The 24,421-nt window shown below is 62.9% G+C and carries 20 protein-coding genes; 5 read left to right on the top strand and 15 right to left on the bottom strand.

All coding sequences use genetic code 11. The annotated features are described in order from the left end of the window. Window positions 1-48: 48 nt before the first annotated feature. Window positions 49-1,062, bottom strand: a complete 1,014-nt coding sequence (locus tag ATC00_RS21435; RefSeq protein ID WP_082912481.1) for a LysR family transcriptional regulator — start codon at window positions 1,060-1,062, stop codon at window positions 49-51. Between the two features lie 82 nt (window positions 1,063-1,144). On the opposite strand from ATC00_RS21435, the gene ATC00_RS21430 reads away from it, so the two are divergent. Continuing rightward, a complete protein-coding gene (locus ATC00_RS21430) occupies window positions 1,145-1,798 on the top strand; it encodes an SDR family NAD(P)-dependent oxidoreductase (protein ID WP_064254314.1) in 654 nt (217 codons plus the stop codon). 123 nt (window positions 1,799-1,921) lie between these two features. Here the strand turns inward: ATC00_RS21430 and ATC00_RS21425 are convergent, their stop codons facing one another. Continuing rightward, entirely contained in the window at window positions 1,922-2,410 is a 489-nt protein-coding gene (locus tag ATC00_RS21425) for a RidA family protein (protein ID WP_064254313.1), read from the bottom strand. A gap of 196 nt (window positions 2,411-2,606) precedes the next feature. Between ATC00_RS21425 and ATC00_RS21420 the strand changes: the two genes are divergently transcribed. Then, a complete protein-coding gene (locus ATC00_RS21420) occupies window positions 2,607-3,320 on the top strand; it encodes a TetR/AcrR family transcriptional regulator (RefSeq protein WP_064254312.1) in 714 nt (237 codons plus the stop codon). Between the two features lie 22 nt (window positions 3,321-3,342). Here ATC00_RS21420 and xdhC read toward each other — a convergent pair whose 3' ends face one another. The 4 genes from xdhC to uraH are packed head-to-tail and all read right to left on the bottom strand — an operon-like array spanning window position 3,343 to window position 8,441. Then, window positions 3,343-4,224 carry a xanthine dehydrogenase accessory protein XdhC gene (gene xdhC / locus ATC00_RS21415; RefSeq protein WP_064254376.1) on the bottom strand — a complete coding sequence of 294 codons (882 nt, stop codon included), beginning with the start codon at window positions 4,222-4,224 and terminating at the stop codon, window positions 3,343-3,345. A gap of 5 nt (window positions 4,225-4,229) precedes the next feature. Continuing rightward, window positions 4,230-6,575 (bottom strand): xanthine dehydrogenase molybdopterin binding subunit, encoded by a 2,346-nt coding sequence (xdhB, locus tag ATC00_RS21410; RefSeq protein WP_064254311.1) that lies wholly within the window; start codon window positions 6,573-6,575, stop codon window positions 4,230-4,232. Between the two features lie 12 nt (window positions 6,576-6,587). Continuing rightward, window positions 6,588-8,069 carry a xanthine dehydrogenase small subunit gene (gene xdhA / locus ATC00_RS21405; RefSeq protein WP_064254310.1) on the bottom strand — a complete coding sequence of 494 codons (1,482 nt, stop codon included), beginning with the start codon at window positions 8,067-8,069 and terminating at the stop codon, window positions 6,588-6,590. 6 nt (window positions 8,070-8,075) lie between these two features. Beyond that, window positions 8,076-8,441: a hydroxyisourate hydrolase gene (uraH, locus tag ATC00_RS21400; protein WP_064254309.1), complete on the bottom strand. Its 366-nt coding sequence runs from the start codon at window positions 8,439-8,441 to the stop codon at window positions 8,076-8,078. A gap of 166 nt (window positions 8,442-8,607) precedes the next feature. On the opposite strand from uraH, the gene puuE reads away from it, so the two are divergent. Beyond that, window positions 8,608-10,023 carry an allantoinase PuuE gene (gene puuE, locus ATC00_RS21395; protein WP_064254308.1) on the top strand — a complete coding sequence of 472 codons (1,416 nt, stop codon included), beginning with the start codon at window positions 8,608-8,610 and terminating at the stop codon, window positions 10,021-10,023. Window positions 10,024-10,142: 119 nt separating this feature from the next. Here puuE and ATC00_RS21390 read toward each other — a convergent pair whose 3' ends face one another. The 7 genes from ATC00_RS21390 to pobA form a co-directional block, all read right to left on the bottom strand. Continuing rightward, window positions 10,143-11,435, bottom strand: a complete 1,293-nt coding sequence (locus ATC00_RS21390) for an NCS2 family permease (RefSeq protein WP_064254375.1) — start codon at window positions 11,433-11,435, stop codon at window positions 10,143-10,145. A gap of 328 nt (window positions 11,436-11,763) precedes the next feature. Next, window positions 11,764-12,480: a branched-chain amino acid ABC transporter ATP-binding protein gene (locus tag ATC00_RS21385; RefSeq protein WP_064254307.1), complete on the bottom strand. Its 717-nt coding sequence runs from the start codon at window positions 12,478-12,480 to the stop codon at window positions 11,764-11,766. Next, window positions 12,461-13,225, bottom strand: coding sequence for an ABC transporter ATP-binding protein (locus ATC00_RS21380; protein WP_064254306.1), 765 nt, complete (start codon window positions 13,223-13,225; stop codon window positions 12,461-12,463). The genes ATC00_RS21385 and ATC00_RS21380 overlap by 20 nt, the downstream gene beginning before the upstream one ends. Continuing rightward, window positions 13,222-14,223, bottom strand: a complete 1,002-nt coding sequence (locus tag ATC00_RS21375) for a branched-chain amino acid ABC transporter permease (RefSeq protein WP_064254374.1) — start codon at window positions 14,221-14,223, stop codon at window positions 13,222-13,224. Before ATC00_RS21375 ends, ATC00_RS21380 begins: the two co-directional genes overlap by 4 nt. Before the next feature lie 5 nt (window positions 14,224-14,228). After that, window positions 14,229-15,092 carry a branched-chain amino acid ABC transporter permease gene (locus tag ATC00_RS21370; RefSeq protein ID WP_064254373.1) on the bottom strand — a complete coding sequence of 288 codons (864 nt, stop codon included), beginning with the start codon at window positions 15,090-15,092 and terminating at the stop codon, window positions 14,229-14,231. 61 nt (window positions 15,093-15,153) lie between these two features. After that, window positions 15,154-16,326, bottom strand: coding sequence for an ABC transporter substrate-binding protein (locus ATC00_RS21365; protein WP_064254305.1), 1,173 nt, complete (start codon window positions 16,324-16,326; stop codon window positions 15,154-15,156). A gap of 183 nt (window positions 16,327-16,509) precedes the next feature. Then, window positions 16,510-17,682 carry a 4-hydroxybenzoate 3-monooxygenase gene (pobA, locus tag ATC00_RS21360; protein WP_064254304.1) on the bottom strand — a complete coding sequence of 391 codons (1,173 nt, stop codon included), beginning with the start codon at window positions 17,680-17,682 and terminating at the stop codon, window positions 16,510-16,512. 153 nt (window positions 17,683-17,835) lie between these two features. On the opposite strand from pobA, the gene ATC00_RS21355 reads away from it, so the two are divergent. Further along, a complete protein-coding gene (locus ATC00_RS21355) occupies window positions 17,836-18,723 on the top strand; it encodes a helix-turn-helix domain-containing protein (RefSeq protein WP_064254303.1) in 888 nt (295 codons plus the stop codon). A 56-nt stretch (window positions 18,724-18,779) separates the two neighbouring features. On the opposite strand, the gene katG is transcribed toward ATC00_RS21355, so the two are convergent. Beyond that, a complete protein-coding gene (gene katG / locus ATC00_RS21350; protein WP_064254302.1) occupies window positions 18,780-20,978 on the bottom strand; it encodes a catalase/peroxidase HPI in 2,199 nt (732 codons plus the stop codon). Between the two features lie 1,007 nt (window positions 20,979-21,985). After that, window positions 21,986-23,455, bottom strand: a complete 1,470-nt coding sequence (locus ATC00_RS21340; RefSeq protein ID WP_082912478.1) for an FAD-dependent oxidoreductase — start codon at window positions 23,453-23,455, stop codon at window positions 21,986-21,988. Between the two features lie 280 nt (window positions 23,456-23,735). On the opposite strand from ATC00_RS21340, the gene ATC00_RS21335 reads away from it, so the two are divergent. Continuing rightward, complete coding sequence (locus ATC00_RS21335; protein ID WP_064254300.1) at window positions 23,736-24,416, top strand: redoxin family protein; 681 nt, start codon at window positions 23,736-23,738, stop codon at window positions 24,414-24,416. The last annotated feature ends 5 nt before the right edge of the window (window positions 24,417-24,421 follow it).

Raw genomic sequence — 24,421 nt, 5'->3', positions numbered from 1 at the left:
AGATCGTAGGGAACACAAACCGCTATGTGAACTCTGTCACTCCATCAATCAGGCTTCTCGTGCACCGGAAGAAGACTGTTCGTCGCCTTGCGGCGCATCGTCTGTCGAATGGCGCTGCGAAGGCAGCGGTGTCTCGCCTCGCCAGTTCGATTTGATTGCCCGCGCAATTTCCTCGATGAAGGCACGGGTTTTTGCGGGCACCATTCGCCCGGGAGGAAGCACGATAAAGACGCCGTAATCGCTGGGCCCAGCCCATCCGGCAAGGATTTCGGCAAGCTTTCCTGCGCGGATCTCGGGACCGACGAGCCAATCGGGAGCGAGGATTATGCCTGCACCCTGCAGGGCAGCTTCGAGGAGCGCTTCCGAGTTGTCCGCGACCAGCGCACCTTTCGGTCTTATGGACTTTCGGACCCCTCCCCTGGTGAGCGGCCAGTCGGGCCAGGACGCGTGGCTGAGGAACCCGAGGCAGGAGTGTTCTTGCAACTCATCCGGATCGCTCGGGTAGCCTCTTCGTTCGAGATATGTTGGGGATGCTGCGAGTACATTGCGATAGGTCCCCACCTTTCTTGTCTTCAGCGTGCTGTCGAGCATGAGCCCGAGGCGAACGGTCGCGTCGAACCCTTCGGCAACGACATCTACAAATCGATCGGTAAAACGGGCGTCGATACGGATGTCTGGATAGCGCGACAGGAACTTTGGGAGCAGCGGACTGATCCACCTGCGGCCGAAGGTCTGCGGCAGAGATATCCTCAGAAGACCTTGGGGGGTGGCTGCCAGATCGCCAACTTGACGATTGGCATCGCGAAGTTCATCTAGGATGGTGCGCACTCTGCTGAAATAGATCTCGCCCACTTCCGTGAGGACAACCCGGCGCGTGGTTCGGGAAAAAAGCGGTGTCGCCAGCCGCTGCTCCAACTGCTTGACGCGCTTCGAAATAACTGAAGCGTCGCGCTCCAGCGCCTGCGCAGCCTTGGCAAAACTTCCCAATTGGGCAACGGCGACGAATGCTTCCAGCTCCTCGATCTGGGAACTAGAGCGATCTGATTGCTGCATTAATTGCATTTGTCAAATTCCGACTCCACTGATTATGGCCATCAATGCACAAACTATAGGAAAGGAGCAACTTTTCCAGGAGTTACAACAGATGAAAACCTTTCTTAGTATCGGTACCGGCCCCGGAATCGGCATGGGTACTGCAGAGCGCTTTGCCACCGAGGGTTTCCGGCTTGTCCTGAGTGCTCGCGACGAACAAAAGACCGAAGCACTCGCCGAAGGACTTCGCGCGAAGGGTCACGACGTGCATAGGCGGAGCGTAGACGCCTCCGACGCAAACGGAGTGGCAGCACTGGTGGCGAGCGTGCACGACGAGTTTGGTGGTATCGACGTCATCCACTACAACGCGGCGAACATCCGCAGGGCGACACTGGGAGACCAGCCCCTAGAGTCCTTTATGTCGGACCTAGCCGTTAACATTGCTGGTGCCATGGCAGCCACCCGGGAAGCGGCGAGGAACATGAAGCCGAAGAAGTCCGGAACGATACTCCTGACGGGCGGTGGATTCGCTCTCTCACCTCATCCCGAGTACATCTCGATAAGCGTCGGAAAGGCGGGCATTCGGGCCCTCGCGCAGGGTCTCTTCGATGAATATAAGCAACACGGCGTCCATATCGCTACCGTCACAGTCGCCGGATTCGTGTCGCCCGACACACCCCAGATTAGCGCGATTGCAGATCAGTTCTGGCAGTTGCACTCGCAGCCCATCGACGCTTGGAGCGTAGAGGCGATCTACCAGCCCTGACGGTACTTCGACACCCGTCCGCCCTCGATAATGGGCTGATTCGATGGCCCCCGACACGATCAATCGGGGTCTTCTTTCTGTCCAGCGCAGAAGCAGCGCCGCGGTTCTCACGTGCCGATCGCACTAATCCAGAGCGACGACGGCTTCGACCTCGAAGAGCATGGGGTCGATTGCAAGCTTGGGAACGGGAATGAGGGTCTGCGCTGGCAGTGCCTTGCCGAACATGTCCTCGACGTTCTTGGTCAACACTTCAAGCTTGGACATATCGTGATCGACCACGAAGACCGTGAGCTTGGCGACCTGATCCGGCCTTGCGCCCAGCGCGTCGAGGGCGGCGCGCAAATTGGCATAGGCCTGCTTAACCTGGACGGCGAAGTCGGGCGACAGGGCTCCAGTGCTGTCTTGGCCGCCCTGTCCTGAGATGTAGGCCACCCGCGCTTCGCGCGGCACAATTACCGCCGTGCTGTAACCGTTCGGCGTCGGATCGTAGAGGTTTGGCGGATTGATGATGGTCAGCTTGAGATCCTTCTCAGTCGCCGTCGTCGCAGCGGGAACTCCCGTGGTCATGATGATTAGTCCTCCGATAAGCAGGTGCTTGATTGCGCGTGACATGGTGTTCTCTTGGCTCTGAGGACCGCGAGCAACCCATCCTCGCGGCCTGCAGGGTTGAACTTCTACATATTGCCATGCGAGTGACTCGTACGGCGTACGAGTCACTCGCATCGTACACCGTACGAGTCAACCGTTCAGGATCGACAATCGTCGCATTGTCAGCTTAAATCGACGCGCTGATCGGCAAGGAAGACGGATGGCAGCCAAACGTAGCGGCGCTCAGAGCAAACGCTCTCAACGGAAAAATGTGAAACTCCCGTCCGTGCAGGAACCGCCTCTCTCCCTGGAGCGGATCGTTGCGACTGCGGTAGAACTGCTGGATGCCCAGGGAATCGACGGATTGACAATGCGTCGGCTGGCCGATCGCCTCGGCGCGGGCGCGATGAGCTTATACTGGCACGTCGACAACAAAGAGACGGTCTTCGATCTGGCGCTCGACTCGGTCCTCGAATATCGCGGACCGCAGCAAACAGGCGAGTCTCAAGACTGGCGCGCGGATGTCGTTCATATGCTCGAAGGCTGGCGCGCGAGCATGCTGCGCCATCCTTGGTCGGCATCGCTGTTGCCGCGCCGGGCGCTCGGCCCGAACATCCTTAGTCGCCTCGAACTGTTGAGCAGGACCCTGTCCGGAGCCGGTGTCGCGGATGCCGATTTGAACGCGGCGATATGGTCGCTCTGGAACTACGTGATCGGCGCTACCATCACCCGGGCGAACTTCGACCGCTCGGACGACGACATGACCGCCGCGCAGCAGCGCCTTGCAGGTCTCAGCGAACACTACCCGACAATCGAGCGCTCTCGCCTTCTGCTGGACAACGATTGGGACGGCACTTTCAGGAAGGGCCTGGACTTCCTGCTTGATGGCCTCGCCCTAGGCACTGGACGAGACGCTGCCGGTCGAAACCCGTAGTCTGGCACCAGCAATCGGAGATTCACCGCCAGGGTGATGCGGAGTCGGCCTTTCGCTTCACCGGTTTTCGCACGTTGGGCGCCGCCGCACGCTTTGGCTGCTGCGTGAGGACCGCAGTCATGATTTCTGCCGCGGCGAGTGCCGCGATCACCGCGGGCCGCTTGTCTTTCACCGCCGTCCCGCCGATCGGGCAGATGAGCCGGTCGAAAAGTTCCGGGCGTTCGACATCGCGCCAGAGCCAGTTCCTGAAGGTGGCGCGCTTCGTCTTCGAGCCGATCATGCCGACATAGCAGGCATCCTCGCGGCCAAGCGCTTCGGCGGCGATCAGGAAATCCAGGGCGTGATCGTGGGTGAGAATGACGAAAGCGCTGCCGGGCGGGGCGTCGCGGACGACCGCCTCCGGCATTGCCGTCAGGCAGGTTTCGATGCCCGGCACGCAGACTGCCGAGAGTTCGTGCGCGCGGGTGTCGACGAGTACGGTTCTGACCGGCACCAGCGATAGCGCCATGGCGAGCGCGTCGCCGACATGGCCGGCCCCGAAAACATAGACATGCGGCCGGCTTGCGATTTCCGTGTCGCTTCGCTCGATCAATGCTGCCCTGGTTTCCGGATCGACGGCCTTGAACGCCAGCGCCACGCGCCCGCCGCAGCATTGGCCGATCTCCGGGCCGAGCGGGATCGTCAACCGGTCATCGGCGGCGGCTCCCTTGAGCAGTTGGCGGGCATGGTCGATCGCCATATATTCCAGCTGACCGCCGCCGATCGTGGCGAAGGTGCGTTCCTCGGAGATGAGCATCCAGGCATCCGTATCGCGCGGCGTCGAGCCGGCCGCTCCCGACACCTCGACGAGAATGCAGGCCGCCTCCCCGTTCAGAAACTGTCGAATGTCCGCTCTGTCCGTCATGCCGGTCACCCATCCGCCTTGCCGCGCGTCGCGGTGCGCAGTCGCTCGATCGCCATCAGCACCCGTTCCGGTGTCGCCGGAGCATCGATGCGCGGCGGAATACGATACTCCGCAACGCTTGCCGCTGCCATGGATATCGCCTCCAGGACGGAAATGCCCAGCATGAAGGGCGGTTCCCCGACCGCCTTCGAACGGCGGATTGTTTCCTCGCGATTGACCGACCATTCCGCCAGCCGCACGTTGAAGACGCGCGGGCGGTCGGAGGCGAGCGGGATCTTGTAGGTGGAAGGCGCGTGGGTGCGCAGGCGCCCCTTCGCGTCCCACCATAATTCCTCCGTCGTCAGCCAACCCATGCCCTGCACGAAGGCGCCCTCCACCTGGCCGAGATCGAGCGCCGGATTGAGCGACTTACCGACGTCATGAAGGATGTCGGTGCGCTCGACCTGGTACTCGCCAGTCAGCGTGTCGACGCTGACCTCCGAGCAGGAGGCGCCATAGGCGTAGTAGTAGAACGGACGTCCCCTGCCCTGGGAACGGTCCCAGTGGATCTTCGGCGTTTTGTAGAAGCCGGCCGCCGAAAGCTGCACGCGGGACGCATAGGCGGACCGGATGAAGTCGGCAAAGGCGATGCGCTCGCCGCCGATCCTGACCACGTTCGGTTCGAAGGCGACATCCGCTTCGCTGACGCCGTAGCGTTCCGCCGCGAAGCTGACGAGCCGCACCTTGATCTGCTGCGCGGCATTGGCGGCCGCCATACCGTTCAGGTCGGAGCCCGATGACGCTGCCGTCGCCGAGGTATTCGGCACCTTGCCGGTGGAGGTCGCCGTCACCTTGATGCGGTCAAGATCGACCTGGAACTCGTCCGCCACCACCTGCGCGACCTTGGTGTAGAGCCCCTGCCCCATCTCGGTGCCGCCGTGGTTCAACTGGATCGATCCATCGGTATAGATATGGATCAGGGCGCCGGCCTGATTGTATTCGGTCTTGGTGAAAGAGATGCCAAACTTGACCGGCGTCAGCGCGATGCCGCGCTTGATCACATGGTTCTCGCGGTTGAAGGCGAGCACTGCCTCACGACGGGCGGAATAATCCGAGGAAGCGCAGAGTTCCTCGATGATGCCGCCGATGATGTTGTCTTCGACGGTCTGGTGGTAGGGCGTCAGGTTGCGCCCCTCGCCGCCGTAGAAATTCAGCTTGCGGATTTCGAGCGGATCCTTGCCGAGCGTGTAGGCGATGTCCTCGATCATCCGCTCGCCGCCGACCATCCCCTGCGGTCCGCCAAAGCCGCGGAAGGCGGTGTTGGAAACCGTGTTCGTCTTGAGCGGGCGCGAGCGCAGCCGCACGTTGGGATAGAAATAGCAATTGTCGGCATGAAAAAGCGCACGATCCGTCACCGGACCGGAGAGATCGGCCGAGAAGCCGCAACGGGCGGCGAAGACTGCATCCACCGCCTCGATCCTTCCGTCGTCATCGAAGCCGATCTTGTAGTCGACATGGAAGTCGTGGCGCTTGCCGGTCGCCGTCATGTCGTCGTCGCGGTCCGGACGCACCTTGATGGGGCGGCGGTATTTCCTCGCGGCGAGGGCCGCAACCGCCGCGAAGAGATTTGCTTGCGTCTCCTTGCCGCCGAAGGCACCGCCCATGCGGCGGACGTTGACTGTGATCGCGTTCGACGGAAGGCCAAGCACCTGGGCAACCATGTGCTGCGTCTCGCTCGGATGCTGGGTCGAGGCGATGACGGTCACCTCGTCGTCCTCGCCGGGGATGGCGAAGGAGATGTGTCCTTCGAGATAGAAATGATCCTGGCCGCCGATCCGCATCTCGCCCTGGACGATGTTCTTCGCCTTGGCGAAACCCGCATCGATATCGCCGCGCTCGAGCTTTAGGGGGTCGATCACCAGCGGATAGTTGGCGGCTGCGGCCTCGGCGACGTCGGTCACATGCGGCAGGTCGCGGTATTCGATCTTCACCTTTGCCGCGGCGCGGCGGGCGGCATCGCGTGAGGTGGCAATCACCGCGAAAATCGGCTGGCCGTGGAACTCGACCTTTCCGGTCGCGAAGACCGGATCGTCGTGCTTGTGGACCGGGCTGATGTCGTTCTCGCCCGGAATATCCTCGGCCGTCAGGATTCCGACGACCCCGGGGCTGCTCTTGACCGCCGCGAAATCGATCGACAGGATTTCCGCATGGGCGCGCTGGGAGAGCCCCAGATAACCGTGCAGCGTGCCAGCCGGTTCTGCAATGTCGTCGATATATTCGGCCGTGCCCGACACATGCTTGTTACCGGATTCGTGCCGCTCCTTTTCGTGGACGGCGCCGCGGATGCGGTCGATGGGCTGCATCACATTCATCGGTCCACTCCCTTAGACAACCACCGCGACTGCGCGGTCGATACGGACGTTCCGGGTTTCCTGCGTTTCCAGATGGAAGCGCCGCAGGAGGTTCTTGGCGACGAGCATGCGATAGTCCGCCGAGGCGCGCCAATCGGTCAGAGGCGTATAGTCCTCTTCGAAGATGCCGACGGCCGCTTCGATCGTCGCACTGGTCCAGCGCTGTCGCTTGAGCGCGGCCTCGACGTTCGTCGCGCGCTTCGGGGTCGCGGCCATGCCGCCAAAGGCAATCGTCGCGCCTGCGACCTTGCCCTCACCATCGAGCGTCACGCGGAACGCGCCGCAGACGGAGGAAATATCCTCGTCGAGCCGCTTTGAGACCTTGTAGACGGCAAAGCGGTCGGCCTCGCCCAGGAACGGAATCCGGACCGATTCGACGAATTCGCCGGGCTCACGATCCTGCCTGCCATAGGCGATGAAGAAGGCTTCGAGCGGCAGCGTCCGTCGTCTCCCGCCCTTGCGCAACGTCACCGACGCGCCAAGCGCGATCAGCGCCGGCGGCGTATCGCCGATCGGCGAGCCGTTGGCGATATTGCCGCCCACGGTACCCATGTTGCGGACCTGCGCGCCGCCGATGCGGTCCCAGAGTTCTCGCAAGTGCGGGAAGTGGCGGACGATCACCGGGTAGGCGTCCGTGTAGCTCACCCCAGCGGCCAGCGTGATCGCATCGGCGCCGACCGAAATCCGGCGCAGTTCGTCGAGATGCGACAGATGGATTACCGGTGCAATGTCGCGCATGAACTTCGTCACCCATAACCCGACGTCGGTCGAACCGGCCACAATCGTCGCCTGCGGATTGGCTTCAAGAACGGCAGCGAAATCATCCAGCGAAGCCGGCATCACCACGCGTTCGTCCTCATTTCCGAGTTGGACTCGACGGCCGTCCCTGAGGGCCATCAGCTCGCGCGCGATCTTCTCGCGCTCGGCAACCAGCGGGTCCTTTCCGACCTCGCCGATCGACGAAATCGCTTGCGCGGCGCGGATGATCGCCGCGTAGCCAGTGCAGCGACAGAGATTGCCCTGCAGCGCCTTCTCGATCTCCTGAACGCTCGGGCCGGGGTTTTCCATCCACAGGCCGTAGAGCGACATGACGAAACCTGGCGTGCAGAAACCGCATTGCGATGCATGCGTGTCGACCATCGCCTGCTGCACCGGATGGAGCGGCCCGTTCGGCACGGCGAGCGCCTCGACGGTGACGACATGACAGCCGTCGAGCGAGGCGACGAAACGGATGCAGGCATTGACGGACTCGTATTTCAGCCTGCCGTCATAGAGGCGGCCGACGAGCACCGTGCAGGCGCCGCAGTCCCCTTCAGCGCAGCCTTCCTTGGTGCCGCGCAAATTGCGGTCGATGCGCAGGAAATCGAGCAGCGTCTGCACCGGCGACACATCGGCAAGCTCGACGAGGCGGTGGTTCAGCAGGAAACGGATCGTATTGCGGATTTCGATCGTCATGGCCGGTCAGCTCCCGCGATAGGTGGAATAGCCATAGGGCGAGAGCAGAAGCGGCACGTGATAGTGCGCGGCGGGATCGGCAATGCCGAAGCGGATCGGGATGAGGTCGAGGAAGGGATTGCTATCGCGCTCGGCGCCCAGATATTCGCCGGTGTGGAAGCGCAACTCGTAGATGCCGGTGGTCATCGTCTCGCCGCTGAGCAGCGGCTCATCGCAGCGGCCGTCGTCGTTCGTCCGGGCGGAGACGAGATGCTCCCGCCATTCGCCATCGAGACGGTAAAGGTCGATGCGCAGCTTCGCGGCAGGCTTGCCGTTCGCCGTATCCAGCACATGGGTCGTCAGACGCCCGACGTTACCGCCCCGATTATGCATGCGTGTCGCTCCTCCAGATCACTCTCGACGAATGAAGTATCCGAAGCGGCAGCCTCTTTGTGTAGCGGGCGCAGGCTTCGAGACTTTCAAATTTTTCGAGGGGAATGAGCACACGGATTTCTGGCTACGACTGGCCATCCAGAGACAGTATCAGGAGGAAAGTTGCATGAGATATCCCCGTGATCTCCAGGGCTACGGCGCGAGTCCGAAGGTCAGTTGGCCGAATGAAGCGCGGATCGCCGTACAATTCGTCGTTAACTATGAAGAGGGCGGCGAAAACTGCGTGTTGCACGGTGATGCTGCATCGGAGGCGTTTCTGTCGGAAATCGTCGGCGCCCAGGCCTGGTCCGGCAAACGCCACTGGAACATGGAGTCGCTCTACGAATATGGCGCACGCGCCGGCTTCTGGCGGCTGCACCGGCTCTTCACGGAGAAGCAGGTGCCGGTCACCGTCTACGGCGTGGCAACAGCCCTGAAGCGGTCGCCGGCGCAGGTCGCGGCGATGCAGGATGCCGGCTGGGAGATCGCCTCCCACGGCCTGAAATGGATCGAGCACAAGGATTTCAGTGTCGAACAGGAACGCGCCGCAATCGCCGAGGCGATCCGGCTCCACACGATCGTCACCGGCGAGCGGCCGCGCGGCTGGTATACAGGCCGCTGTTCGGAAAACACCCTCGACCTCATCACCGAAGCCGGCGGCTTCGACTATGTTTCCGACTCCTATGCCGACGACCTGCCCTATTGGCACGAACATCAGGATCGGCACCAACTCGTCATCCCCTATACGCTCGACACCAACGACATGCGGTTCGCCACAGCACAGGGCTTCAACAGCGGCGACCAGTTCTTCAGCTATCTGAAGGACAGCTTCGACGTTCTCTATGCAGAAGGGAAAGCGGGATCGCCGAAGATGTTGAGCATCGGTCTTCATTGCCGCCTCGCCGGCCGGCCGGGCCGGGCCGCCGCGCTCGCCCGCTTCATCGATTATGTGAAGAGCCACGGCAAGGTCTGGCTGGCGCGCCGCATCGACATCGCCCGCTATTGGACTGAAGCCTATCCGTTCCAACCGAACGGCGATCGCCCATCCAGGCTTTCGGAAGAGGCTTTCGTCGCCCGCTTTGGCGGTATCTTCGAACATTCGGAGTGGTTCGCCAAACGCGCCTTCGCAGACGAGCTTTCTCCCGCAAACGACACCGCAACCGGCCTGCACGCGGCATTGACCGCGGTGTTTCGCGAGGCGAGCGATGCCGAGCGGCTCGCAGTGCTCACCGCCCACCCGGATCTCGCCGGCAAGCTTGCCCAGGCGAAGCGGCTGACCGAGAGCTCGACCGAAGAGCAGGCCTCGGCCGGTCTCGATGCGCTGACGGATCGGGAGCGCGAGCGGTTCACGGAACTCAATGCGGCCTATGTCGAAAAATTCGGCTTCCCCTTCATCATTGCGGTCAGAGGCCGCAGCAAGGACGACATCCTCGCCGCCTTCGAAGGCCGCATCGGCAACGACCGCGAGACGGAGTTCGAGACCGCCTGCCGGCAGGTGGAAAGGATCGCATTGCTGCGGCTTCGAGAGATGCTGCCGGGTTAACCCGGCATCTTCAGCCGATTGCTTGCTGAACAAAAATCGGCCGGACCCGCAGTATGACAGGTCCGGCCAAATTGTTCTATCCGCCAGAGGGGCGTTGGTTCGCCCCTCTCGGAATCCCGTCAACCGCCGAAGAAGGCGAAGCGCACCACGAACAGGGCTGCAACGATCTGCGTCGCGGGATGGATGACGCTCCACTTTCCGGTGCAGACCTTGAGGACCACGTAGCTGACGAAGCCGAAGGCGAGGCCGTTGGCGATCGAGTAGGTGAAGGGCATGGCGATCGCGGTCAACGCTGCCGGTGCCGCCTCGGTCAGGTCGTCCCACTCGATTTCGGTGAGCTCGCGCATCATCAGGCCCGCCACGTAGAGCAGCGCCGGCGCGGTCGCATAGGACGGAACGGCGGCCGCCAGCGGCGAGATGAAGAGCGCGGCGAGGAACAGCACAGAAATCGTCAGCGCGGTGAGGCCCGTGCGGCCTCCCGCCTGCACGCCGGAGGCGCTCTCGACATAGGCGGTGGTGCTGCTGGTGCCGATCAGCGAGCCGGCGATGATCGCTGAGCTGTCGGCAAGCAGGGCGCGCCCGAGGCGGCTTGGCTTGCCCTCTTCGACCAGTTTCGCCCGCTTGGCGACGCCGATCAGCGTACCGGTCGCGTCGAAGACCTCGACGAGCACGAAGACGAGGATGACATGAACGAGGCCGCCATGCAGCGCGCCCATGATGTCGAGCTGCAGGAAGGTCGGAGCGATGCTCGGCGGCGCGGAAACCACGCCCTTGAACTCGGAAACGCCGAGGAACATCGACAGGATCGTGACCACGAGGATGCCGATCAGGATCGAGCCCCGGACCTTCAGCGAGTCGAGCACGGCGATGACGAAAAAGCCGAGGATGGCGAGCAGCGGCCCGGTCTGCTTCAGGTCACCGAGACCGACCAGCGTTGCGGGATTGTCGACGACGATGCCGGCGTTCTTGAGCGCAATGATGCCGAGGAACAGGCCGATACCGGTCGCAATGGCGCTGCGCAACGAATGCGGGATGCCGGCGATCAGCCAGCTTCTGACGCCGGTGACCGTCAGGAACAGGAAGATGAGGCCGGAAATGAACACCGCGCCGAGGGCCTGCTGCCAGGTGAAGCCGAGAGCGGCCACGACCGTGAAGGCGAAGAAGGCGTTGAGGCCCATGCCCGGCGCCATACCGATCGGCCAGTTGGCGACGAGCGCCATGACTGCGGAACCAAGCGCCGCCGCCAGACAGGTCGCGACGAAGATGGCGTCACGGTCCATGCCGGTGGTCGACAGGATATCAGGGTTGACGAAGATGATGTACGACATCGTCAGGAATGTCGTGAGACCGGCGACCACTTCCGTGCGGATCGTCGTGTCGTGCTCTTTCAGTTTGAACAGTCGCTCAAGCATATTTCCTCCCTTGGCAGCCGTCATCTCGACGCAGCCGAACAACAGAGGCCAGGTCGCTGCTCCTCCAGCTTCCGGCCGTTGCATTGTTGACCCCTCTCCGGAATTCTTCGTCGGGCGGTCATGGCGACCATTCGGCCGCGCCGGATGGGACACCCATGCAGCACGCTAATTGTGCGGCGTCGCGCGCATGATCGCTAGCCGCCCATTTCGACGGCGAAGGCGAAAGACTTTCAAAATTTTGAGGGCATTGCGCCGGATTTTCCTGGGAAAATCGTTCTCGCGCCGGCAATGCAGCCAGGAGGTCGAATTGCCGCCGGCGGTCGTCAGGCTAATGCAAGCCGCCGACTCCCAGTAGCCGCTCGACGGCCATGTGATCCTTCGTCAGCGCTGCCGGCGTACCGCTCCAGGCGAGCCTTCCCCGCTCGAGAATGATGACATGGTCGGCGAAATCGAGCGCGCTCTGGATCCGCTGTTCGACCAGCAGGATCGTCATATCGCCGGTCTTCGCGAGTTCGGCGAAGGCCTTCATCAGTTCCTCGCAGATGACCGGCGCTAAGCCCTCCAGCGGTTCGTCGAGGAGCAGAACGGAGGGACGGCCGAGGATCGAGCGGGCGGTGGACAGCATCTGCTGCTCGCCGCCGGAGAGCTGGGAACCGAGATTCTTCCGGCGCTCGTAAAGGCGCGGAAACATCTCGTAGGCTTCCTTGAGCGCGCCTTTGGGGCGTCCCTTGAGGCCGACGAAGAGGTTTTCTTCAACCGTTAGCGTCGGAAAGACACAGCGTGCCTGCGGCACGAAACCGAGGCCCTTCAACGCGCGTGAGGCGCTCGGCAGCGCCGTGACGTCCGTATCGCCGATGCGGATGCGTCCGCCGTAACGGCGCGTCTGGCCGGCGAGAGTGGCAAGCAGCGTCGTCTTGCCCATTCCGTTGCGGCCGAGCACGGCAAGCCGCGCCCCGGCGGGCACCGAAAAGGAGATCTCCTCCAGCACCCGCGTCGGCCCGTAACCGGCCGACAAGTTCTCGACGTCAAGCGGCGTGGCCGGCATTGGCATAGCTCCCAAGATAGGCTTCGCGCACGCGCGGGTTCTTGGTGACCTCCGACGGCGAACCGTCGAAGATGATCGTGCCGGCGGCAAGCACGATGACGCGCCTCGCAAAGCGGAAGACGAGGTCCATGTCGTGTTCGATCATCAGCACGGCGAGATCGGCCGGAAGGTCTGCGAGCGCCTGCTCGATGCGGCCGGTGTCGCTCTGCGGCACCCCGGCCGCCGGCTCGTCGAGGAGCAGCACCTTCGGCTTCAGCGCCAGCGCCACGGCGATTTCCAGCAGCCGCTGCTGGCCATAGGCGATTTCGCTGACACGCCGGTGCATCAACTCGCGCAAGCCAAGCTTGCCGAGCAATTCGGCGACCTCCGCCATGACTTCCGGCATCGCGAGGAAATGGCCGAACAGGCGGCCCGACCGCCCGTCGCGCTGCAACACCGCCAGGGCCACGTGCTCGGCAGGCGTCATCTCCTGAAAGAGGCGCGTCACCTGGAACGAACGCACCAGACCGCGCCGCACCCGACCGATCGCATCGATGCGCGTGACGCTGTCGCCGCCGATCAGGACATCGCCGGAATCGGGCGCCAGATTGCCGGTTACGAGATTGACGAAGGTCGTCTTGCCGGCGCCGTTCGGGCCGATCAGCGCGACGCGGTCGCCCGGCGCCATGGCAAGACTGATGTCGTTGGTGACGGCAAGGCCGCCGAAGGAGCGCTTCAAGTTCCTGACTTCGAATATCGCGCTCATCGGAACGTTCCCCACCATCTGGACACCAGACCGGCAACCGTGCCGTAAAGACCCTTCGGCGCGAAGAGCACGACGGCGATCAGCAACGCCCCCACCATCGTCAGCCAGTGAAACGGGTTGGCGGCGGAGACGAGGTCCTCGAAGAACATAAAGACGATCGTGCCGGTGAGCGCGCCGAAAAGCGAGCCGGTGCCGCCAAGGACGAGCATGACGAGGCTCTCGGCCGAGAGCGTGAAGGACAGGCTGTCGAGACCGACGACCTGCGTCGAAATGGCATTGAGCGCGCCGCCCGTGCCGGCAACGGCGCCGGAAATCACATACATCTTCATCAAGGCAAGCTTCGGCGAGGCGCCCATGGCGCGGATGCGGATCGGGTCTTCCTTGATGCCTCGGCAAAGCATGCCGAAGGGCGATCGGACAATGAGCCGCAAGATCGTAAAGACGACTGCAAGGAGGACGATGCCGAAGACATAGGCGGTGCGGCCCCAGAGATCGAATTCGAAGTGACCGAGGAGCGGATCGGGCGCGATACCCGCCAGGCCGTCGCTGCCGCCTGTCCAGGAAGAGGCCTTGTTGGCAAACTCATGGAACAGATGGATGAGCGCGATCGACAGGACGAGCTGCGGTAGACCATGAGCCCGGAGAATGACGACGCCGCAGACAAGGCCCGCTAGAGAGCCGCCGAGAATGCCGCAGGCGAGCATCAGCAGCGGATCGGTGATGCCGAAGTGCACCGCCGCAATGCCGGCCGCATAGGCGCCGCTGCCGAAGAGCGCGGCATGGCCGAGCGTCGCCACGCCGCAATAGCCCGTGACGAGGTCGAGCGACAGGACCAGGAGCGCGATCGCGGTGATGCGCGTCAGCAGCGCCAGATTGTTCGGAAACAGGAAATAGCCGAGCACGGCCAAGGCCAGAATTGCCGCAAGGCCGGCAAGGTCGCGGCCGAGCTTGCGCCCTTTACCGGGTGCACTCGTCATCGCATCGTTCATCGCTGCCATGGTCACTATCTTGTCCTTCCGGCAAGGCCGCGGGGAAAGACGCAGACGATGGCTATGACCGCAAGGTAGAAGAAGAATTCGCCGAACTCCGGCATCAGATAGCGGCCGGCCGTGTCGATGCCGCCAAGCAACAGGCACGCGACGAGCGCGCCCGGTATCGACCCCGCCCCGCCGACGGACACGACGACGAGGAAGGTCACCATGTAGCGTAGCGCGTAGTAGGGTTCGACCGGCAGCAGTTCGGCACCGACGACGCCTCCGAGCGCGGCAAGCCCGACGGCCACGGCGAAGCTCACTGCATAGACGATCTCGGTGCGGACGCCGAGCGCCGCGGCCATCGCCGCATTGTCGACGGCCGCCCGAAGCTTCACTCCAAAGGCGGTCTTCTCGATCAGGTACCAAAGGGCGACGGCAACGGAGAGGCCGCAAAGGATGGCGAAAATCCTGTGCGTGGCAATCGAGCGGAAGCCGAGATCGACCGACCCCTGAAGGGCCGCAGGCAGGGGAACCGTCTTCAGCGTCGGGCCGAAGACGTAATTGGCGATGCCGATGATGCAGAAGGTGATGCCGATCGTCATCAGCACTTGCGTGAGTTCCGGAGCCCCGTAGATGCGCCGGTAAAGCAGGCGCTCGATCGGAACGGCGATAGCGATCGTTCCGAATACGGCAAAGAGCACCGCGAAACCGAAGCCGAGCCCCAGATCACGAGCGGCATAGGAGGCGATGTATCCGCCGATCATGGCGAAGGCGCCGTGGGCGAGGTTGACCACACGCATCAGGCCCATGGTGACGGAAAGTCCGATCGAGATCACGAACAGCACCATGCCGTAAGCGAGCGCGTCGACCGCTATGCTGAAGACGGTTTGCATGAACCCCATCCTGTTTCGGTAGAGCGGGACCCGCGGCCCCGCATCCCTTTCCCGGAACGGCCTACTTCAGCGCCGCCAGACCGGGATCGCCCTGCTTCTCGAAGGTCGCGATCTCCTTGTTGTAATAGGTGCCGTCTTCGGCCTTGGCGACCTCGCGCAGGTAGATGTTCTGGGTGATGTGGCGCGACTCCGGATCGATCGACACCGGTCCGCGCGGGCTCGTCCAGGAAAGCCCCTTGACGGCATCGACCCCCTTCTGCGCGTCCTGCTCGCCGCCCGTCGCCTCGATCATCTTGTAGATGACGTGCATGCCGTCATAGGCACCGACCGAGGGGAAGGAGAGCTCGGCCGGATTGCCGATCGCCTTGCCGGCCGCCTCGACGAACGCCTTGTTTTCCGGTGAATCGTGCGAGACCGCGTAGTGGAAGGTGGTCTGAATACCGAGTGCAGCTTCACCAAGTGCCGGCAGGTCCGATTCCTGCGTCAGGTCGCCCGGTGCGAAGAACTTGATGCCGGCCCCCTTCAGGCCGTTTTCGTTGAAGGACTTGACGAAACCCAGCGTCGTCGGGCCGGAGGGCAGGAAGGCAAAGACCCCTTCGGCCCCCGAATCCTTGATCCGCTGCATGATCGGCGAGAAGTCATTCGTGGCGAGCGGCATGCGGATCGCCTCGACGATCTGCCCGCCGACCGCCTCGAACCCCTTCTTGAAGGCGTTCTCGGCGTCGACGCCCGGACCGTAGTCGCTGACCACCGAGATGATTTTCGAGACGCCGGCGTCCTTCGCCACCTTGGCGATCGGCGTCGAGGTCTGCCAGAGCGAGAACGAGGTACGCACGACCAGCGGGCTTTTGGTGACGATCGCCGATGTGGCGGCATTCATGATGACGAGCGGCACGTTGCCCTGCTCGAGCAGCGGCGTTACCGCCATCGCGTCGGGCGTGAAGTAGAAGCCGGCGAGATACTGCACGCCTTCCTTGACGACGAGCTCCTGCGCCAGCGCCTTGGATTGGGCGGGATCGGGCTGCGGCACGTCCCGGTAGATGATTTCGATGTTGTCGTCGCCGACCTTGCTGCCGTTCAGCGCCATATAGGCGTCGATGCCGGCCTTGAAATTCTTGCCCTGCAGCGCGAACGGGCCGGAAAACGGCCCGATGACACCGATCTTGATCGTGTCGGCATGCGCTGCACCCGCAATCGTAAGTGCCGTCAGTGCGGCGAGAATAGTGCGTTTCATTTTTCCTCCCCACGACACCCGGCTCACTCCCGTCCGGTGCCATCCAAGATCAATTGCGAATTGATCGCCGTCAGTTTGCCACTTGGGACGGCGGTGAATAATGAAAGATAGGCCGCCCCAGATAACTGCACAGTTATGAATACTCCTTATCAAACCCTCCCTCCGGTATGCGTCCGCACGGGATCAAAACGGCAACCCGACATAATTTTCGGCGAGCGCCGTCGCCGCGGCCCGCGAATGGGTGAGATAGTCGAGCTCGGCCTCCTGGATCTTCTGGTCGAATTCGCCGGTGTCGGGAAAGCGGTGCATCATCGTCGTCATCCACCAGGAAAAGCGAACCGCCTTCCATACACGCGCGAGCGCCCGGGCCGAATAGGCGTCGATGGCTGCATTGGAGCGGTCCTGATAGTGCTCGAGCAGGCCTTCGAACAGGTAGTGCACGTCGCTCGCCGCAAGGTTCAGCCCCTTGGCACCGGTCGGCGGCACGATATGGGCGGCATCGCCCACCAGGAATAGCCGATTGAACCGCATCGGCTCGGCGACGAAGGATCGAAGCGGAGCAATCGATTTCTCGAAGGAAGGACCGGTCACCACCCGCTCAGCATGATGGGCCGGCAGTCGCCGTCGCAACTCATCCCAGAAACGCTCGTCGTCCCATTCCTCGAGCTTCTCGTCGAGCGGGCATTGGATGTAGTAACGACTGCGGCGCAAGGACCGCATCGAACAAAGCGCGAAGCCGCGCGGGTGATTGGCATAGACCAGTTCGTGATCGACCGGCGGCACGTCGGCGAGGATGCCGAGCCAGCCGAAGGGATAAACCTTCTCATAGGCGCGGATCGCGAGCTCCGGCACGGACCTTCGGCTCACCCCGTGGAAGCCGTCGCAGCCGGCAATGAACTCGCAGTCAATCCGATGCGTGACGCCGCCCTTTTCGTAGGAGACGTAAGGCGCATGGCTCTCAAAGTCATACGGCTTCACATTTACCGCCTCGTAGATCGACGGCGCGCCCGACTGCTCGCGATGATCCATCAGGTCGCGGGTGAGCTCCGTCTGGCCATAGATCAGCACGCGTTTGCCGCCTGTCAGACCGTGGAGGTCGATGCGATGATCACGGCCGTCGAAGGCCAGCGAAAAACCATCATGCGGAAGGCCCTCGGCACGCATCCGGGCCCCCGATTGCGCCTCGTCCATAAGCCGGACGGTACCTTCCTCCAAGACGCCGGCGCGCACCCGGCCGAGGATATGTTCCTTGCCGGCGCGGTCGAGAACAAGATTGTCGATCCCCGCCAGCGTCAGCAATTGCCCCAGCAGCAGACCGGACGGCCCGGAACCGATAAGGACGACTTGGGTTCGCATGTACCTCCTCACCTCGCGCTGCGGGCGAAGCCGCTTTCATGGCCGCTCAAAAATTGGCTTTCGTCAGGAAGTTTGCGCGCCGAGAGACCTTGCCTCAATGGACATTTGTGCCAAGTTATTGGACTTTTCGAACATCGGTGCCGCGTGAGCCAAATGAAGCGACCCGTCCCTACCTATGAGCTCTACGGCGAAGAATCCAGCGACCGGCCGGACTTCTGGCTGCATTGCGAGACAATCCCTTCGCGCAGCCGCCTGCACCATTGGGAAATCGGCCTTCATCGCCACGAGAGCTTCTTTCAGATCCTCTACATCGCCAAGGGCTCGGGCGATGCCCTGCTCGACGGCACGCCGCGGCCGATTTCGCCGCCGGCGGTGATCACCATCCCGCCCGCCGTCAGCCACGGCTTCCGCTTTTCGCCAGATATCGATGGTTTCGTCTTCACGGTGCTCGCATCGCATCTGCCGGTCGCGCCGGGTGGCCGCAACAGGCTCGGCAGCTGGCTGGCGACACCTCGCCTGACGCCGCTCGGCGAGAGCGACGACGGCCGCTACGTCGCCGAGACATTGCAGCGCCTGGCCGAGGAATGGGAGGCATGCCGCAGTCACCGCACCGGGCTGCTCGATGCCTACCTGACGACGGTTCTGGGATTGACGGCGCGGCTGGCGGAAGAGCCCGGCGCCAGCGAACCAGCCGGGGAGAGCGAAAACGAGCGGCGCATGGAGCGCTTCGATGCCCTGCTCCGACAGCACTATCTGGACCACCGTCCGACCGCTTTCTATGCGCGCGAGCTCGGGCTGTCGCCGACCCATCTCAATCGCGTGGTCCGCGCCGTCGCCGGGCAGAGCGTGCACGAGATGATCGCCAGACGGCTGCTGGACGCCGCGCGGCGCCAGCTCGTCTTCACCCGGGCGAGCGTACAGGAGATCAGCTTCCGCCTCGGCTTCTCGGACGCAGCCTATTTCTCACGCTTCTTCGTGCGCCACATCGGCCGGACACCGCGCGCCTGGCGGATCGCCGAGCGGCTAAGGCTGGGTGTTTGAGACCGCATGCGGGCGCAGCCACGACGGCCGCGCCCGCATGACTTTCGGTTTCCCGATCAGAGGAGATCGAAGCGGTCGGCGTTCATCACCTTCGTCCAGGCCGCCACGAAGTCGCGGACGAACTTTTCCTGCGAGTCGCTCTGGCCATAGACCTCGGCAATAGCCCTCAGTTGCGAGTTCGAACCGAAGACGAGATCGACGCGGGTGCCGGTCCACTTGATTTCGTCTGTCTTGCGGTCGCGTCCCTCGAAGACGTATTTCGAGTCCGCAGAGACCTTCCACGCCGTGCCCATGTCGAGCAGGTTGACGAAGAAATCATTGGTGAGCGTCTCGGGCCGCGTCGTGAACACGCCGTGCTGGGATTGCCCGGTGTTGGCATTCAGGACGCGCATGCCGCCGACGAGAACCGTCATTTCCGGCGCGGTCAGCGTCAGAAGTTGTGCCCTGTCGATCAGCAGTTCCTCGGGCGAAATCAGATAATCGCCCTTCTGATAGTTGCGGAAGCCGTCGGAGATCGGCTCCAAAACACCGAAGGAGTCGACATCCGTCTGCTCCTCCGTCGCATCCGTGCGGCCGGGCGCGAAGGGAACCTCGATGTCGTGACCGGCGTTCTTCGCCGCCTTCTCGACGGCCGCCGCGCCGCCGAGCACGATCAGGTCTGCGAGCGACACCTTCTTGCCGCCGGACTGGGCGTTGTTGAACGCCTTGCGGATGCCTTCGAGCGTTTCGAGCACGGTCGCGAGCTGGGCCGGCTGGTTGACTTCCCAATCCTTCTGCGGTGCGAGGCGGATGCGTGCACCGTTCGCCCCGCCACGCTTGTCGGAACCGCGGAAGGTCGATGCCGACGCCCAGGCGGTCGATACCAGTTGGGAGACCGACAGGCCGGATGCAAGAATCCGCTCCTTGAGATCGGCGATGTCCTGTGCGTCGACGAGCGCGTGGTCGACGGCAGGAAGCGGATCCTGCCAGATCAGTTCCTCTGCCGGAACTTCCGGGCCGAGATAGCGCACGCGCGGACCCATGTCGCGGTGCGTCAGCTTGAACCAGGCACGGGCAAACGCATCCGCGAACTGGTCCGGGTTCTCGAAGAAGCGCCGCGCGATCTTCTCGTAGACGGGGTCGAAGCGCAGGGCAAGGTCGGTCGTCAGCATGGCCGGCGCGTGGCGCTTTGCCGGGTCATGCGCATCCGGGACGGTTGCGGCGCCGGCGCCATGCTTCGGCTTCCACTGATGTGCGCCGGCCGGGCTCTTCGTCAGCTCCCATTCGTAGCCGAACAGGTTCCAAAAGAAGTTGTTGCTCCACTTCGTCGGCGTCGTCGTCCAGGTGACTTCGAGGCCGCTGCCGATCGTGTCGCCGCCCTTGCCGGTTCCGAAGCTGCTGGTCCAGCCGAAGCCCTGTTCGGCGATGTCCGCGCCTTCGGGCTCGACGCCGACATGGGAAGCGTCGCCGGCGCCGTGCGTCTTGCCGAAAGTGTGGCCGCCGGCGATGAGCGCTACGGTTTCCTCGTCGTTCATCGCCATGCGCGCGAAGGTCTCGCGGATGTCCTTTGCGGCGGCAAGCGGATCCGGATTGCCGTTCGGCCCTTCCGGATTCACGTAGATCAAGCCCATCTGCACGGCGGCCAGCGGCTTTTCAAGCTCCCGCTCTTCCGTATAGCGCTTATCGGCAAGCCAGGTATCCTCGGCACCCCAATAGACGTCTTCCTCGGGCTCCCAGACATCCGGGCGGCCGCCGGCAAAGCCGAAGGTCTTGAAGCCCATCGATTCGAGCGCGACGTTGCCGGTGAGGATCATCAGGTCGGCCCAGGAGATGCTGTTGCCGTATTTCTGCTTGATTGGCCAAAGCAGCCGGCGCGCCTTGTCGAGATTGACATTGTCCGGCCAGCTGTTGAGCGGCGCAAAACGCTGCTGACCCGCACCCGCACCACCACGGCCGTCGCCGGTGCGGTAGGTGCCGGCGCTATGCCATGCCATGCGGATGAAGAGTGGCCCGTAGTGGCCGAAGTCGGCCGGCCACCAGTCCTGCGAATCCGTCATCAGCGCGTGGAGGTCCTTCTTCAAGCCCTCCAAGTCGAGCTTCTTGAATTCCTCGGCATAATCGAAGGCCTGACCCATCGGATCGGACAGGGACGAGTGCTGGTGAAGGATTCTTACATTCAGCTGGTTCGGCCACCAGTCCCGGTTCGACCTCCCGCCATGGGCCGTGTGGGTGTGTGCCACCGGACACTTGCCCGCACTCTCGACCTTGGAATCCATAATTCTCTCCATTGTGTTTGCTTCACTTGGCCATCCAGAGGACATCGGTCTTCAACGTCGGTCATCTGCTTGGCGACGTCAGAGCTGACCGCTGCACCGAAGGGGTGCAGCAGCTGCATCTCGTTTGCACCATACCGAAGAGGTTCCATTTGTTTAAGTTGGATTTTCCGATTGCGGCGATAGGATCAACTTATTGTCCGATCGCCCGCGCAACTTCCATCTCACTTGTACCGAATCTCGCCGGATGCGTGCATCGGCACTCGCTTTCAGGCATGCAGGCGCGCCTAGGACCTTAGTCCGGGGTAGCGGGTCCAAAGGTCTTAGGCCCGTTGCCGAGTGCTGCTCGGCAATACATACTCGTTAGTGAGCACCTGCGGAACAACGGCCAGCCCCCCGCCGCCGCGGCCGTGCGATGATCCTGGAGCGGTGTGCAGATGCCCTTCCGCGCCGCTCCAGGACCTCAACTACAGCGCGCGTCTTGTTTGGCGCACCTGTCGCTTCGCCTTTGAATCTCTGCATGGTCTAATTCCTACTCGCCAGGGATTTTGGGAACATGCAGTAGCGAGCGTTCCTATTGAGGTGTCCGATGAACTCCGAAAAAATGAGAAAGCTCATAGAGGACTGCCAAAGGGACCTATGGGAATATCTATCTTCCGACTGTGGCATCAGCGACAGGGAGATCATTATCGCGCTGCTCAATCGGTTGAATGGACCACAAGCCAAGGATGCACTGGGGGAGGATTGCGATTGGCGACCGCGACTTGAGGAGCAACGGGTCGGGGAGCGGACTGGAACCGACCAGAATGAAGCAAGACTCAGAATAATTTTTAATCGTCTTGCAAATGGATCAACGCGCGCCTGACAGCCATGGACGAAGGCGTACGACAGGCCCATCCTCCCGTCCCGGGCGCGTTATCGATGATGATGCCGGTTATCCGGCAACGACGGCTGGGCCCTGTTGCGGGGATCTTCACGCGTCAGCCGCTGTGACCTGCCCGCAGCCTTCGCTACAGCTGCGCCGGAGCAAGCGGCTTGCGGGCCGGACCGTGGATTACCGATCCGTCAGCTGCGAAGATCGAGCCGTGGCAGGGACAATCCCAGGTGCGATCGGCATTGTTCCAGGTGACCGTGCAGCCCTTGTGGGTGCAGGAGGCGGAAACGGCACGGAGGGTTCCGTCATCGTCCCGGCAGACGGCGAGCTTCTCGTCGCCGCGCAGAACGACGCCGCCTTCACCCGGTCGGATATCCCGCGTGCTGCCGACGATCGACTGGCTGTCGCCATTTTTGTGAAAGTCCTCGGGGTAAGGCCGGGTCGGGTCATAAAGGCTTCGCCAGGGGCTGACGCGGCCCAGAATCGTGTCGGCGATCATCATGCCGGCCGCGGTGCCGTTGCTGATGCCCCAGGCGTTGAAGCCGGTGGCGATATGGAAGCCTGGCGCCTTTTCGGGACCGGGCTCGCCAACATAGGGCACACGGTCCGCGGTGTCGTAATCCTCGTTGCACCAGTGCCAGGCCACCTCCCCAACGGCCAAATTTCGCCGCGCCCACTCCTCCAGTTCGATGAAGCGCGCGGCGACGTTCCCATCTTGGCCGGTATTAAACTTCGGACCGAGCACGACAAGCAGAGGACCCGTGTCATCCCTTCCGGTTCTGATCGAGTGCGTCGGATCGTCGATGCCGATGAACATGCCGTTAACGGCAAGCGGATCGTCGACACGGAACGCCATTGCGGTATGGCTTCGTGGCTGTGTGCGGTTCGCCATGCCGACCGGGCTCTTGACCGTCATATTGGTCGCGACGACGACGTGTTCCGCATGAACCGTCCCGCCAGCGGTGACCACGCGCCACCGGCTCGCCTCGCCTATCAAAATCGCTCGGCTCTGTTCGAACAGGCGGGCGCCTTGGTCCGCCGCGGCGTGCGCCAAACCGACGAGATACTTTGCCGGATTGAATTGCGCCTGATCGGGAAAACAAAGCGCAGCGGTGGTCTCAAAAGGCAGCGGTGCGCGACCGAGCACCTGTGCCTCAAGCCCGACCTGACGCGCCGCCTCCGCCTCGGCAACGATCGCTTCGCGGGCCTCGGCGTTGGTGGCATAGGTGTAGGCATGCTTGCGTTCCAGATCGCAGGCGATCGCATAGTCGCGAATCCAGTCCTTGATCAGCGCGGCTCCAGCCGAATTCGCCTCCGCATAGCTGCGCGCTTTCGCTAAATCGAGGCTGTCGATGAGATGGCGATAGATCAACGCGTGCTGGGTGGTGATTTTCGCCGTCGAGCGTCCGGTCACCTGCCCGCCGATCTCGAGCGCTTCCAGCAGGATCACCGATCGGCCGGCCTCGGAAAGCCGAAGCGCCGCGGTGAGCCCGACGATCCCGCCACCGACCACGACCGTCTCGGCATGGATCGAGCCCTCAAGTGGAGAATAGCCCGTCGACCCGGCGCCAGCCACCCAGCAGCTTCCGCGTTTTCCGACCATCATGGCATGTCCTCGTTCAGGTGGTGTCGATAACCACGCCCGTTCGGGAATGTTCCCGCTCAGCCGTTCCTTCGCATGGCGATTGGACCTCAGGAAAACGAGCCTCGGATCATAGGACACGTAACCGGCGCTTCGTTTAGCGCTTGCTCATGGACCAATGTGGGGCCATTCTGAATTCGGATCTTGGCTGTGCGGCAGGGCGAGAGGTCAGGTCTCTTCAGCGACCTCGAAGCCCTGCCCTACTGCCTTTCTCGGCCGTTTCTTGAGGCGAGGAGTTTGTCCGATGTCTGCGCATCCTGCCAACAATCCATTGCAACCTGGCGATCAAGCGCCGAACGTCGTGTTCGACGCGATCTCGCGCGAGGGAAAGATCGCACTCGACGATTTTCGCGGCCGCAGTCCGCTGCTGGTCGGCCTGTTTCGCGGCCTGCATTGCCCCTTCTGCCGCCGCCATGTGGCGGCCTTGGCACAGCTCAACCCGGCTTTGCGCGAAAAGGGCGTTCAGACCTTGGCAGTGGTAAACACACCCGTCGAGCGTGCCCGTCTCTACTTCCGTTTCCATCCGATCGCCGGTCTTCTTGCCGCATCCGATCCGGCCCGCGCATCGCACCGCGCTTTCGGCTTGCCCATCATCGAGTTCACCGAGAACGAGACCGACTGGCCGACCAAGGTCGGAATGGACGCCGTCATGGAGATGCGCGTCGACCTGCCCGGCGAATTGCCTGAACCGATGAACCCGCCCGCGGCAGGCGACCTCCTTGCCGAAAAGGACCCGTACGAAATTAAGGATGCCGATAAACAGGTGAGCCTGGCCAACCATTTGCAGCTCCTCGGCCATTTCCTGCTCGACCGGGAAGGCGTCGTGCGCTGGAGCTTCACCGAAGTCGAGGAGAACGGCCGGAATCTCTGCCGGGCGCTGAACCCCGAAGAACTGATGTCGGCCGCTTCGCACGTCGCCCATTGAGCCGG

This window comes from Sinorhizobium americanum (assembly GCF_001651855.1).
Taxonomy (GTDB): Bacteria; Pseudomonadota; Alphaproteobacteria; order Rhizobiales; family Rhizobiaceae; genus Sinorhizobium; species Sinorhizobium americanum.
Note: the sequence above shows the minus strand (reverse complement) of the source record. Positions and strands in the feature narration are given on the sequence as shown.

Coding starts and splice junctions, on each gene's coding strand:
- ATC00_RS21435 (WP_082912481.1), bottom strand. CDS start 1,062: ATGCAATTAATGCAGCAATCAGATCGCTCTAGTTCCCAGATCGAGGAG.
- ATC00_RS21430 (WP_064254314.1), top strand. CDS start 1,145: ATGAAAACCTTTCTTAGTATCGGTACCGGCCCCGGAATCGGCATGGGT.
- ATC00_RS21425 (WP_064254313.1), bottom strand. CDS start 2,410: ATGTCACGCGCAATCAAGCACCTGCTTATCGGAGGACTAATCATCATG.
- ATC00_RS21420 (WP_064254312.1), top strand. CDS start 2,607: ATGGCAGCCAAACGTAGCGGCGCTCAGAGCAAACGCTCTCAACGGAAA.
- xdhC (WP_064254376.1), bottom strand. CDS start 4,224: ATGACGGACAGAGCGGACATTCGACAGTTTCTGAACGGGGAGGCGGCC.
- xdhB (WP_064254311.1), bottom strand. CDS start 6,575: ATGAATGTGATGCAGCCCATCGACCGCATCCGCGGCGCCGTCCACGAA.
- xdhA (WP_064254310.1), bottom strand. CDS start 8,069: ATGACGATCGAAATCCGCAATACGATCCGTTTCCTGCTGAACCACCGC.
- uraH (WP_064254309.1), bottom strand. CDS start 8,441: ATGCATAATCGGGGCGGTAACGTCGGGCGTCTGACGACCCATGTGCTG.
- puuE (WP_064254308.1), top strand. CDS start 8,608: ATGAGATATCCCCGTGATCTCCAGGGCTACGGCGCGAGTCCGAAGGTC.
- ATC00_RS21390 (WP_064254375.1), bottom strand. CDS start 11,435: ATGCTTGAGCGACTGTTCAAACTGAAAGAGCACGACACGACGATCCGC.
- ATC00_RS21385 (WP_064254307.1), bottom strand. CDS start 12,480: ATGCCGGCCACGCCGCTTGACGTCGAGAACTTGTCGGCCGGTTACGGG.
- ATC00_RS21380 (WP_064254306.1), bottom strand. CDS start 13,225: ATGAGCGCGATATTCGAAGTCAGGAACTTGAAGCGCTCCTTCGGCGGC.
- ATC00_RS21375 (WP_064254374.1), bottom strand. CDS start 14,223: ATGGCAGCGATGAACGATGCGATGACGAGTGCACCCGGTAAAGGGCGC.
- ATC00_RS21370 (WP_064254373.1), bottom strand. CDS start 15,092: ATGCAAACCGTCTTCAGCATAGCGGTCGACGCGCTCGCTTACGGCATG.
- ATC00_RS21365 (WP_064254305.1), bottom strand. CDS start 16,326: ATGAAACGCACTATTCTCGCCGCACTGACGGCACTTACGATTGCGGGT.
- pobA (WP_064254304.1), bottom strand. CDS start 17,682: ATGCGAACCCAAGTCGTCCTTATCGGTTCCGGGCCGTCCGGTCTGCTG.
- ATC00_RS21355 (WP_064254303.1), top strand. CDS start 17,836: ATGAAGCGACCCGTCCCTACCTATGAGCTCTACGGCGAAGAATCCAGC.
- katG (WP_064254302.1), bottom strand. CDS start 20,978: ATGGATTCCAAGGTCGAGAGTGCGGGCAAGTGTCCGGTGGCACACACC.
- ATC00_RS21340 (WP_082912478.1), bottom strand. CDS start 23,455: ATGATGGTCGGAAAACGCGGAAGCTGCTGGGTGGCTGGCGCCGGGTCG.
- ATC00_RS21335 (WP_064254300.1), top strand. CDS start 23,736: ATGTCTGCGCATCCTGCCAACAATCCATTGCAACCTGGCGATCAAGCG.